This window comes from Alteromonas sp. M12 (assembly GCF_037478005.1).
Lineage (GTDB): Bacteria > Pseudomonadota > Gammaproteobacteria > Enterobacterales > Alteromonadaceae > Aliiglaciecola > Aliiglaciecola lipolytica_A.
On record NZ_CP144164.1, the window covers coordinates 1,571,333 to 1,583,256 of the forward strand.

At 40.3% G+C, this 11,924-nt stretch carries 11 protein-coding genes; 2 read left to right on the plus strand and 9 right to left on the minus strand.

Translation table 11 applies throughout. The features are described from left to right. Positions 1-41: 41 nt before the first annotated feature. The 6 genes from VUI23_RS06765 to putP all read right to left on the minus strand — a co-directional run bounded on the left by VUI23_RS06765 (position 42) and on the right by putP (position 7,187). Positions 42-1,769 (minus strand): SLC13 family permease, encoded by a 1,728-nt coding sequence (locus VUI23_RS06765; protein ID WP_342807446.1) that lies wholly within the window; start codon positions 1,767-1,769, stop codon positions 42-44. Between the two features lie 18 nt (positions 1,770-1,787). Further along, the gene (gene cysN / locus VUI23_RS06770) at positions 1,788-3,197 is read right to left on the minus strand and encodes a sulfate adenylyltransferase subunit CysN (protein WP_216050266.1); all 1,410 of its coding nucleotides are present in this window, start codon (positions 3,195-3,197) and stop codon (positions 1,788-1,790) included. A 3-nt stretch (positions 3,198-3,200) separates the two neighbouring features. Next, the gene (gene cysQ, locus VUI23_RS06775; RefSeq protein WP_216050267.1) at positions 3,201-3,986 is read right to left on the minus strand and encodes a 3'(2'),5'-bisphosphate nucleotidase CysQ; all 786 of its coding nucleotides are present in this window, start codon (positions 3,984-3,986) and stop codon (positions 3,201-3,203) included. Further along, positions 3,986-4,582: an adenylyl-sulfate kinase gene (gene cysC / locus VUI23_RS06780; RefSeq protein WP_216050268.1), complete on the minus strand. Its 597-nt coding sequence runs from the start codon at positions 4,580-4,582 to the stop codon at positions 3,986-3,988. Before cysC ends, cysQ begins: the two co-directional genes overlap by 1 nt. After that, entirely contained in the window at positions 4,582-5,496 is a 915-nt protein-coding gene (cysD, locus tag VUI23_RS06785) for a sulfate adenylyltransferase subunit CysD (RefSeq protein ID WP_216050269.1), read from the minus strand. Before cysD ends, cysC begins: the two co-directional genes overlap by 1 nt. 179 nt (positions 5,497-5,675) lie before the next feature. Beyond that, the gene (gene putP, locus VUI23_RS06790) at positions 5,676-7,187 is read right to left on the minus strand and encodes a sodium/proline symporter PutP (protein ID WP_303500220.1); all 1,512 of its coding nucleotides are present in this window, start codon (positions 7,185-7,187) and stop codon (positions 5,676-5,678) included. Between the two features lie 159 nt (positions 7,188-7,346). Between putP and VUI23_RS06795 the strand changes: the two genes are divergently transcribed. Next, positions 7,347-7,796: a GNAT family N-acetyltransferase gene (locus VUI23_RS06795; protein ID WP_342807448.1), complete on the plus strand. Its 450-nt coding sequence runs from the start codon at positions 7,347-7,349 to the stop codon at positions 7,794-7,796. A 69-nt stretch (positions 7,797-7,865) separates the two neighbouring features. Here the strand turns inward: VUI23_RS06795 and ychF are convergent, their stop codons facing one another. From ychF to VUI23_RS06810, 3 genes are read right to left on the minus strand one after another with little or no spacing between them, the layout of a single operon-like run. Then, positions 7,866-8,957 carry a redox-regulated ATPase YchF gene (gene ychF, locus VUI23_RS06800; RefSeq protein ID WP_216050272.1) on the minus strand — a complete coding sequence of 364 codons (1,092 nt, stop codon included), beginning with the start codon at positions 8,955-8,957 and terminating at the stop codon, positions 7,866-7,868. Between the two features lie 48 nt (positions 8,958-9,005). Next, on the minus strand, positions 9,006-9,590 hold the full coding sequence (pth, locus tag VUI23_RS06805) for an aminoacyl-tRNA hydrolase (protein ID WP_216050273.1): 585 nt from the start codon (positions 9,588-9,590) through the stop codon (positions 9,006-9,008). A gap of 5 nt (positions 9,591-9,595) precedes the next feature. Beyond that, complete coding sequence (locus tag VUI23_RS06810; protein ID WP_216050274.1) at positions 9,596-10,237, minus strand: 50S ribosomal protein L25/general stress protein Ctc; 642 nt, start codon at positions 10,235-10,237, stop codon at positions 9,596-9,598. 232 nt (positions 10,238-10,469) lie between these two features. On the opposite strand from VUI23_RS06810, the gene VUI23_RS06815 reads away from it, so the two are divergent. Beyond that, entirely contained in the window at positions 10,470-11,846 is a 1,377-nt protein-coding gene (locus tag VUI23_RS06815) for an amidohydrolase family protein (RefSeq protein WP_342807450.1), read from the plus strand. Positions 11,847-11,924 lie beyond the last annotated feature (78 nt).

Consider the following 11,924-nt stretch of genomic DNA (forward strand, 5'->3'; position numbering starts at 1 on the left):
CCACGATTTGGTACCAAAATTTTGTAGTAGGAATTTTAGAATTAGAGGCTGTAAGAATACTTCAACAGCAGCAAAACGATACTCGAATACAGTAAAGAAACTGGCCAACCAAAGTTGATAAAATGTTTAAATTTATAATTGGCGGCATTAAACGCTAATAAATTGGTTTGATATCCATAAGGTGATAAAAAACTAGCGCTGGCAGCAAATGCTACCGCTAATGCGAAGGGCATAAGTGGAACTTCTAGCAGTTGAACTACACCGTATGCGAAAGGAAACATCAGGGCTGCGGCTGCATTGTTGGTGACCAATTCTGTCAACAGTAGGGTTAACCCGTAGACAACCAGCAAAGCTATAAATGGACTGCTGTCACTTAAAAAGGGTTTTAAGGAACCGGTTATTAGATCAATTACGCCTGAAGAAGATAGGGCAGACGCTAAACTCAATGCGCCAACAATCACAATTACTAAGTTAATTGGAATGTTTCGTTTTAGCTCTGAATTATTAATAACACCGGCGACGATTAACGCTGCCATGAAAAATAATAAGCCTGAAGATAAACTGAGTACCGAAGTTGCAGCTAATAAAATGGTTAATAAAAATCCACCAATGGTCAAAATTTCTTGAGGTTTATTTAGACGGGTTGAAATTTTTTGTTCAGAAATGATAAAGAAGTTTTTACTCAGGTTGTGCCTGTTAACAAAATCTTGTCCCGTTGCAAGTAAGAGGAAATCTCCGGCTTGCAATTTAATGTCTCCCAATTTACCAGATAACTGCTCACCATCTCTTCGAATAGCAACAACTGCAGCATCAAATAGGGCTCTAAACCCAACAGCTTTAAGGGTTTTGCCTATAATTTGAGCTCGATTTGAGATGATAACTTCGGTTAAGTTATCTCTTAAAAGGCCATCTGTTTCGGCAAATAACACTAACCCCTTTATATGTGAAAGGCTGTCTACGTTCTTTATGTTTCCAGAAAAAATTAATTTATCTTTTTCTAAAATCATCAGGTCGGGAGCTACTGGACTAATTAATTGCCCGTCACGAATGATTTCAACTAAAAACAATTCAGGTAAATTTCGTAAATGATTTTGTTCTACGGTTTTTCCGATCAATTCTGAATCAGCTATCACTTCAGCTTCTATAAAGTAATATTGAAAATTCCCTTTGCGGGTCTCAATATTTGGCAAAATTGGTGTTAATAAAAACATTAATAAGCCACAACTTAGGCCAGCAACCAGTCCGTAAAAGGTAAAGTCCCAGAACTGAAAGCCAGGGTGACCTTGTTCAATCAGGAAACTATCTACAATCAAGTTGGTAGATGTTCCTATAAGCGTGACTGTCCCGCCTAATATTGCGGAGTAGGACAGCGGAATAAGTAACTTTGATGCAGGATGATGTTGATTTTGACTGATTGGAGCAATCATACTGGCAACCACTGCGGTGTTATTTAGTAGTGCTGAGGATGCAAAAGTGAGTCCAAACAATCGCCAGTAACTCGCTTTAAAACTGGCTGTAATCAGTTTTCTGCCTAAACTTTTAATCATGGATGTCTTATCAACGGCGGTGCTAACTAACAGCAAAATAATAAGGGTCAGTAAGCCTTCGTTGGTAAGGTTATGGGCAACTTCTGAGAATGTTATTTGGCCAAATAGCATTAATGCTAATGTGGAACCTGCAAACACAGAAGAAGGGCGCTTATCAGTAAAGATAAGCGCCGCAATAGTTGCGAAAAAAATCGCGATAACAGCAAATTGATTAAAATCCACAGCTGGGAGTTCGAGTAATTATAACTTGGTTATGTCAGTGGCATTCCAATGTGGGAAGTGTTTTCTAACCAAAGTATTGAACTCAATTTCAAATTCTGAGAATTGATTCACAGCCGTTGTCGCCTGTGTCTGCTCGATTATCATTCCTGCGCCCACAGTTCCATTTGTTACCCTATCTATAATGATAAACGCACCTGTAGCACGATTTTCAGTATAGGGGTCACAAGCAACCATCTGAGTAAGCTTGATATTAGCAACCGCAATCTCATTTAAGTTCAGATGTACTGCTTCTTTCTTTTCCATGGTATTGACGTCAATTAAATAATTGATATTGGTGACCGAACCCGGTACGAATTTCGTCGCAAATTTAAAACCATACTGCTTGTTTGGAATCAATGCTTCTTCATCCATCCAAACCAAATGGGTCTTAAACGTATTTCCATGTAATGGTAAATTATCCGACTTAACAATCATATCGCCACGAGATATATCAATTTCGTCTTCTAAGGTTAAGGTCGTAGTCAATGGAGCATGAGCAAGCTGTTGTTCACCTTCAAAGTTAACGATTGATTTTACCGTTGACTGTTTTCCAGATGGCAAGGTCGTAACCTTATCGCCTACTGCAATTTGACCAGATACAACTGTACCAGCAAATCCGCGGAAGTTAAGATGTGGGCGATTGACATATTGCACAGGGAAGCGGAAATCATCCAGATTGAGATCTTTACCGATTTCTATATTTTCCAACGCTGTCATCAAGGTACTTCCAGTATACCAAGGCGTGTGTTCGCTTTTATTCACCACGTTATCGCCATCAAGTGCAGACAAAGGAATAAAAGTGATATCAGGAATGTCTAGTTGTTTAGAAAACTCCAAATAATCTTGCTTAATCTCTTCAAAAACAGTCTGACTATAATCCATCAAATCCATTTTGTTGATAGCAACAATGACGTGTTTGATACCTAACAACGAGACTAAAAATGAGTGACGACGAGTTTGCGTTTTCACGCCAGCACGGGCGTCGACTAAAATAATCGCCATTTGGCAGGTTGAAGCACCTGTTACCATGTTACGCGTATATTGTTCGTGTCCTGGAGTATCTGCAATGATAAATTTACGTTTATCAGTCGAAAAATAACGGTAAGCTACATCAATGGTGATACCTTGCTCACGCTCTGATTGTAATCCATCAACCAACAAAGCAAGGTCAACTTTTTCGCCTGTTGTGCCTACTTTTTTACTGTCTTTGGTAATCGCTGCTAACTGATCTTCATAGATCATTTTTGAGTCGTGTAACAAACGTCCGATAAGCGTACTTTTGCCGTCATCTACACTTCCGCAAGTAAGGAATCGAAGAAGATCTTTTTTCTCATGTTGATCTAAGTAAGACAATATATCTTTTTGTAGTAATGTGTTTTCGCTATTCATATTTTAGCAACTCACCAAAAAATAAGGGTTTAATACAGAATCTTTTTGATTGTAACGTAACGCTGGGGCATCAGGATCCAATGGGTTGTCTGAATTGATAACGGTAACTTTACCGCCAGCAGCTTCAACTACCGCTTGTGCTGCACCTGTATCCCATTCAGATGTTGGACCTAATCGAGGATATAGGTGAGCCTTGCCTTCAGCAACCAAACACAGTTTAAGTGAACTTCCCATTGCTACTAATTCTGTCTGGCCAGGCAGAGAATCCAGTAATGATTTAATTTCAGGGCTTTGGTGTGAACGGCTACCTACGACTTGCCAGGTTTCGCCATCTTGGTGTGGTTTAACGCTAATATCGTTAATTTCTCCACCATCTATCTTATATGCGCCTAGTTCACTAACACCAACATAAGTGGCATTTAGTACTGGGGCATAAACTACGCCTAAAACAGGCTTTCCGTTACTAATTAAAGCGATGTTAACGGTAAACTCACCGTTTTTCTTTACGAATTCTTTAGTGCCATCTAGTGGGTCAACCAGCCAGTAATCATCCCAGGTTTGTCTAGTTTTCCAGTCAATACTGGCAGACTCTTCTGATAAAATAGGCAGTTCCGAAATCGCTTTGAGTCCATCCACAATGATGTGATGTGCGGCTAAATCTGCTTCGGTCAAAGGACTTTCATCAGACTTTTCGTAAATAGCGAAATCTTTTTTATATATTTCAAGTATGGCTGTCCCTGCTTTATGGGTTATTTCAGCGACTTGCGTTGCGAGAGCATGGTCAAACATCAGTCTAAAAATCCTTTTTCCTGTAACATTTTAAACAATAACTCAGCAGATTCTTCCGCGCTTTGTCCTGAAAATGTTAAATGAATTTCTGGATTCTCTGGTGTTTCGTAGGTGGAATCAATTCCCGTAAAGTCTTTAATATCGCCCTGACGAGCTTTTTGATAAAGTCCTTTTGGGTCCCGTTGCTCGCAAACTTCTAAGGGAGTATCGACAAACACTTCGATAAATTCCCCTTCGGCCAGCAAACTACGACAAAAATCTCTGTCCGCTTTGAATGGCGAAATGAACGCTGTGAGTACGATTAATCCTGAATCTACAAAAAGTTTAGCCACTTCGCTGATTCGGCGTATGTTTTCAACTCTATCAGAGTCGCTAAAACCTAGGTCGCCACACAAACCGTGACGAACATTGTCACCATCAAGCAAATAAGTATGCTTGCTGGCTTCAGCTAGTTTCTTTTCTAATAAATTAGCAATAGTCGATTTGCCAGAGCCACTAAGACCTGTTAACCAAATTACTGATGGTTTTTGTGCTTTTGCTTTGGCTCTGCGTTGCTTGTCGACATCATGTTGATGCCATACGATGTTGTTAGCCATTAGAAATATCCTTCCATCTTTTTCTTCTCCATTGAACCTGAAGAGTCATGATCTATAACCCTTCCTTGACGCTCTGAAGTTTTAGTTAACAACATTTCTTGGATGACTTCAGGTAAGGTATCCGCTGTAGATTCGACAGCACCCGTTAGTGGATAACAGCCTAAGGTTCTAAATCTAACTGAACGCATTTGCGGTACTTCACCCTCTTCTAAAGGCATACGATCGTCGTCAACCATAAACAAAACCCCATCTCTTTCAACAACAGGTCTGGGTTTGGCTAAGTATAGTGAAGGGATTTCAATATTTTCTAGGTAAATATATTGCCAAATATCTAACTCAGTCCAGTTAGACATAGGGAATACACGAATACTTTCCCCTTTATTGATTTGCGAATTATAGATATTCCACAATTCTGGACGTTGATTTTTTGGATCCCAACGATGGTTATCATCACGGAAAGAGTAGACTCTTTCTTTAGCACGAGACTTCTCTTCATCGCGACGAGCCCCACCGAAAGCGGCATCAAATTTATATTTGTTCAGAGCTTGTTTTAATCCAGCCGTTTTCATTATATCGGTATGCTTGGCACTACCGTGGGAAAACGGACCTACGCCCATATCGATACCTTCTTGGTTGATATGAACTAGCAAATCTAAATCATGCTTCTTAGCCATCTTGTCACGGAATTCGATCATTTCGTGGAATTTCCAAGTGGTGTCGACATGTAATAAAGGAAAAGGAATTTTACCTGGGGCAAAAGCTTTGCGGGCTAAGTGTAATAAGACCGAAGAGTCTTTTCCTACTGAATAGAGCATTACTGGGTTATCGAATTCTGCAGCAACTTCTCTGAAAATATGAATACTTTCAGCCTCAAGCTGTTTCAAATGAGTCACTGACGGAATAGAGTTAGTCATGTTTTATTTCCACGTAAATTCGAGCGTTAGACAAAATACTTATATGCATAGAACAATAACATACTTTAGAGCAGAATAGGTATGACCATTTACTATATTTAGCAACAAAATCGTTTAAAAAAAGCAAAGGTAAACAACTTGTTAATAGCTTGTTTACCTCTGTGTTTTTTCGCCGTTTTTTACAAATCTTCTAATTCACGGTCAACGCTATCGAATGTCTGGCAAATAGTTGCTGTAGGCTTGGCTGTCATAAGACTGACACCCACTGTAAAGATACAACTTACAATAAACCCAGGTACTATTTCGTAAATGACATCGCTCAATGCCTGTCCATTAATCGTTAAGTCTGCAAAAACCCAAATGAGTACCGTTACTGCACCGGTAATCATACCAGCTAATGCACCAGCAAATGTCATGCGCTTCCAGTACAAACTAATGATAACCAATGGTCCAAAAGCCGCACCAAAACCAGCCCATGCGTTACTAACTAATGTGAGGACTGTGCTATCTCGGTCATACGCAAGCATTACCGCTACAAAAGCGACTAAAGCCACCGATATACGACCTACCATGACCAACTCTTTTTGACTGGCTCCACGACGTAAAAATGCTTGATAAAAATCACCCGTCAATGAGCTTGAGGTCACCAGTAGCTGCGATGAAATGGTACTCATAATTGCGGCTAGAATTGCTGCGAGTAAAAAACCGCCGACAAATGGGTTAAATAACAATTGTGATAACACAATAAAAATAGTTTCAGGATCTTCAATATTTCCTTGGGTTTTAGTCATATAGGCTAAACCGAACAAACCCGTTGCAACTGCGCCTGCCAAAGAGACGATCATCCAACTCATGCCAATCCGTCTCGCTACTTTCATGTCTTTGACATGTCGAATAGCCATAAATCTTACAATTATGTGTGGCTGTCCAAAATAACCGAGTCCCCAAGCAAGTAACGAAATGATGCCGATGGCCGAGAGTGCCTGTCCAGTTGATGCATCTACCCACAAACTCATCATATTCTCACTAACACTCGATATCTGTTGGGTGACTTCGCCTATACCGCCCACTTCAAACAACACAACTAAGGGAACCATAATAAGAGACACAAACATTATGCAGCCTTGCACAAAGTCAGTCATGCTCACCGCTAAGAAACCACCAAATAAGGTATACGCAACCACCACACCGGCTGTCACATAAAGACCGGTTTCGTATGTTAAACCAAAAGAGGATTCAAATAGCTTGCCGCCAGCAACGACACCGCTGGAGGTATAAAGGGTAAAAAATATAATAATCACGACGGAGGAAATAACTCGGAGTAAGCGGCTTTTGTCTTCGAATCGGTTTTCAAAATAGTCGGGTAGGGTAATAGAATTATTAGCCACTTCAGTGTAAACCCTAAGCCTTGGAGCAACCAAAATATAATTCAGAAAAGCACCTATGGTTAATCCTGCCGCGATCCAGATACTCGATAGTCCGGATACGTACATTGCGCCAGGAACTCCCATTAACATCCAACCACTCATGTCTGACGCACCTGCAGATAAGGCTGTCACTTTAGGGCTTAACGTCCTACCACCGAGCATGTATTCTGTCATGTCGGATGTGGACTCTCTGAAGGCGTAAAGGCCTATACCAAGCATCACGATAAAATACACGGTAAGTGATATGAGTGTACCTAATTCCATTGAAAATCCTTTGTTTTTAATATTTATCTCTGTATGAGTTGATCTATGCTAACAAGCATAGCGGTGGCATACTAGGGGCATCCATCTAAGCCGTAAAAATATTATTACAGTTGACCTAGTGCAACGACTAATATTAAGGCATCGAGAATTCTTAGTTTTATGAATTATTGTTTTTATGCATTTGAGCAATTAAGCCCGAATCAGCTTTATCAAATTTTGCGTTTACGCCAGAACGTTTTTGTTTTAGAACAAAAAAGTTTTTATGACGATATTGATAATCTGGATCAACTATCCAAACACTTATGTGTCTATTCACAGACGCAGCAATTGTTGGCGTATTCACGATTACGGATTGTTGGCGAAGCATCGGTTATCGGGAAAATAGAACGAGTTGTTGTAGACAGCCATGCTCGTGGTCAAAGATTAGCAGCTCAAATGATGGATGAAATTATTGTATATTTCCAACAAGATACGAAGGTTGAAGGGCTTTTATTATCGGCTCAGGTAGATGTTATTGCGTTTTATAAAAAGTGGGGATTTGAAATAAAAAGTGAGCTATACGATGATGGCGGTATCGATCATGTGGATATGTTTCTCTCTTTTAAATAGGTCGTATGGGAAATAAAAAAGACCCAATTAATGGGCCTCTTCAAATATCAAATTGTCGAACACTACAAGTTAGACGTTAAAGCGGAAGTGAATAACATCACCGTCTTTCACAATGTAGTCTTTGCCTTCCAAACGCCATTTACCGGCGTCTTTGGCTCCTTGCTCACCTTTAAATTCTACGAAGTTGTCGTAACCAATTATTTCAGCTCGAATAAAACCTTTTTCAAAGTCTGTATGGATTTTACCGGCAGCTTGTGGTGCAGTTGAGCCTTCAGGGAAAGTCCAAGCTCTTACTTCTTGAACTCCAGCTGTAAAGTAAGTTTGTAAGGTCAATAAGTTGTAGCCCGCACGAATGACTCGGTTTAAGCCGGGTTCTGTTAAACCCAATTCATCCATAAATTCTGCTTTTTCTTCTTCATCTAACTCTGCTATTTCAGATTCAATTTCTGCGCATACTGCTACAACTACTGCATTTTCTTTTTCAGCAATAGCGCGAACTTTGTCCAGATAAGGATTATTCTCAAACCCATCTTCGTTAACGTTTGCTACATACATTGTCGGTTTAAGCGTCAGTAAGTTCATGTAGCTAATTGCGGCTAGTTCTTCTTTTTCTAGCGCCACACCGCGAAGTAAAGTTCCTTCATCCAATGCTGGCTTAATCTTTTCCAATACTTTTATTTCGAATTTTGCATCAGAATCACCACTTTTAGCTTTTTTGGCCACTCTAAGTAGTGCTTTTTCAACGGTTTCTAAATCAGCCAAGGCCAATTCAGTGTTGATAACTTCAATGTCATCTTGTGGATCTACTTTACCTGCAACATGCACGATGTTGTCATTTTCAAAACAACGAACAACATGTCCTATGGCATCTGTTTCGCGAATGTTTGCGAGAAACTTATTACCTAAACCTTCGCCTTTAGAAGCACCAGCGACCAATCCTGCAATATCAACAAATTCCATTGTGGTAGGAATGACGCGTTGCGGTTTAACGATCTCAGATAGTGCAGTCAGTCTTTCATCTGGCACAGGTACAACGCCTGTATTGGGTTCAATCGTACAAAACGGAAAATTAGCCGCTTCTATGCCAGCTTTTGTTAATGCATTGAACAACGTTGATTTTCCGACGTTGGGCAAACCAACTATTCCACATTTAAAACCCATTTGGTGTTCCTTAAACTATTTGGCGCTCAGATAATCCGGCGTATGCTGTTATTCTACTTTGAATGAATGAAGGCGATTCATTGCCTTTTTTAAATCATCCTTTAACAATATTTCGGTACAACGCAATGCTTCGTCTATTGCGGCATCGATTTTTTCTTGATCTTGTTTTGACGCTTTTCCTAACACATGGCCGGTAACTCTGGATTTATCACCTGGATGACCAATGCCAATACGTAAGCGTAAAAAGTCTTTAAAGTTTCCCAGTTTTGAAACTATATCCCTGATCCCATTTTGACTGGAACTGCCGCCAACCTTGAATTTTACAATACCGGGTGGTAAATCAAGCTCATCAAAGGCAACCAACATATTTTCAGGGGGGATTCGATAAAAACTGCTTAGAGCTGAAACTGCCTGACCACTTTTATTCATATAGGTGGTAGGGATCAGTAATCTAATATCCTGTCCAGCATAAGTAATGCGGCCAGTATATCCAAAAAATTTATTTTCCAATTTGAGCGTGCACCCAAATTGTTTTGCCAGTGCTTCAACAAACCATGTACCGGCATTGTGACGGGTATTTTGATATTCGGGGCCTGGATTTCCCAGGCCCACAATAAGTTGAATGTCAGACAAGCAACTTATTCCTCAGATGCAGCTTCTTCAGAATCGCCTTCTTCAGCTTCTTCTGCGCTTGGTCCTTTAGCTGTTTTAATTGTTGCTACAGCCAAGTCATGAGACTCACCTTTAGCAAGCTCAACTAAAACTACACCTTCAGGAAGCACAAGGTCAGACAAGTGAACAGTTTCACCTAGACCAACAGACTCTAAGTTAACTTCGATGAATTCTGGAAGTACGCCAGGTAAACATGTTACTTCAACATCATTCATGTGATGTTCTGCGTGACCGCCTTCAGTTTTAATTGCTTCCGCTTTATCTTCGTTGATGAAATGAAGAGGTACATTGGTTGTAACTTCTTTATTTTTATCAACACGCAAGAAATCTATGTGTGTAACTTTTGGTTTGAAAGGGTGACGTTGCATATCTTTAACAAGCGCGTCTACTTTTTCACCAGCAATGTTAAGAGTAAGAACGTGGCTATAAAAAGCTTCGAATTCTTGCGCTTGAATTACTTTGTTATGAGCTAGTGTTAGAGATACTGGGTCTTTACCAGCACCGTAAAGGATAGCAGGGACTTTGTCTTCACGACGTAGGCGGCGGCTCGCACCTTTCCCCAAGTCAGAACGAACTTCTGCATCCAAGTTGAAAATTGCATCAGACATTTTGGAACTCCAAATTAAAAAATTAAATTTTGTAGTTTCTTGCGACCAGAAACTACATAAATGCAAGTATTACCTTGCTACCCATGGAAAACGGGCGCGGAAGTCTACCACTCGAGTGCATACTTAACAAGCACTTGGTACTTTATTTAACTAGCTGTCTAAGATTTTGTATCACTTGTGGATATAGGATAGATTAGCTTTTTAGTTATTCTCAATATAGGAAATAGTTTGAATGAATCATCTTAAATTTTGGGTCGTAATATTGTGTGCCAGTTTAATCAATTTCAGCGTTTTTGCTGAGCAAACAGCGTTAGTTGGTGGACGCTTAATTGATGGGTTTGGGCACCAACCTATAGCGAATAGCGTCATTTTAATCAAAGATGGAATTATTCAACAAGTAGGCACAGTTGATACTTTACCTGTGCCTAAGGGGTATCAAATTGTTTCCACCGAAGGGATGGATGTGTTACCTGGTCTGTGGGAAAACCATGCTCATTTAATGCTCAATGGTCACTCAGACTATGTGCATTGGGATAAAGCTTACATAAACCGTTTGGCTGATGAAATTATGCCCGCGAGTGCTGTGCAACTATTGCTCGCGGGGATCACGAGTGCTCGAGATTTAGGAGCACCTTTAGATGACACCATAAGCGTTAAAAAACGAATTGAAGATGGCACTATTCCTGGTCCTAACTTATATGTGTCAGGGCCGTTCTTACAACATGAAGCCTACCCAGGAACGGAACAGTTTCGTTGGGGCATCAATGGGGTGCGTGATGCAAAGCAAAAAGTTAATAAATTAGCTGATGCAGGTATGAACATCATTAAATTAATTGATCAGGATAAAATGGAATTAGAAGAAGCCCAAGCTATTGTCGATCAAGCGCATAAAAGAGGCCTTAAAGTTATCGCGCATTCCCATAGACCGAATGAAATTAGACGCGGTCTTGAAATCGGAGTCGATAATTTTGAACATACTGGACTAACAACCTCTCCTGAGTACCCCGAAGATATTGTAAAAATGCTAAAAGAACGCACTGCAACTGGTCGAGTAGCGGGCGGACCTTTATTTTGGACACCCACCGTTGAAGGTTTGTGGAATTATCCTGCCACTGTTGCCAATCCTGAAAAATTAGACAGCCAATGTTGGAAGCGTGGACTCAAGGAAGACACAATTACTGATATCAAAGGATCGTTAGAACATGTAGGGCAACTGGACTACATGCAACTGACACCGCTACGTAAACCTACGTTGAAACGCAAGATCGCGCAATTGAAAGACGCGGGTGTGGTTTTTCTAGTTGGCACTGATAGTGGTATTCCGGCGAAGTTTCATTGTCAAAGTACCTGGAATGAAATGGCAGTATGGGTAGATGAAATGAATATAAGTGCTATGGATACGATTCGTGCCGCAACTTATTGGCCCGCAGTTATGATGGGTGTCCATGAAAAAACGGGTACGGTTTCAGCGGGTAAAGATGCCGATATTATCGCGGTTCACGGAGATGTTTTACGTTACATTAATTTATTACAGCGGGTCGACTTTGTGATGAAAGGTGGTGTGGTTTATAAATCAGAAGGTGTGCCGGTAGAGAAAAATTTAGATTAATCTCATGTTCAAATAGATTAATATGGTTCGAGAGCCCGACATTGTTCGGGCTCAATTTTTTATACAAGACGAGAGAGG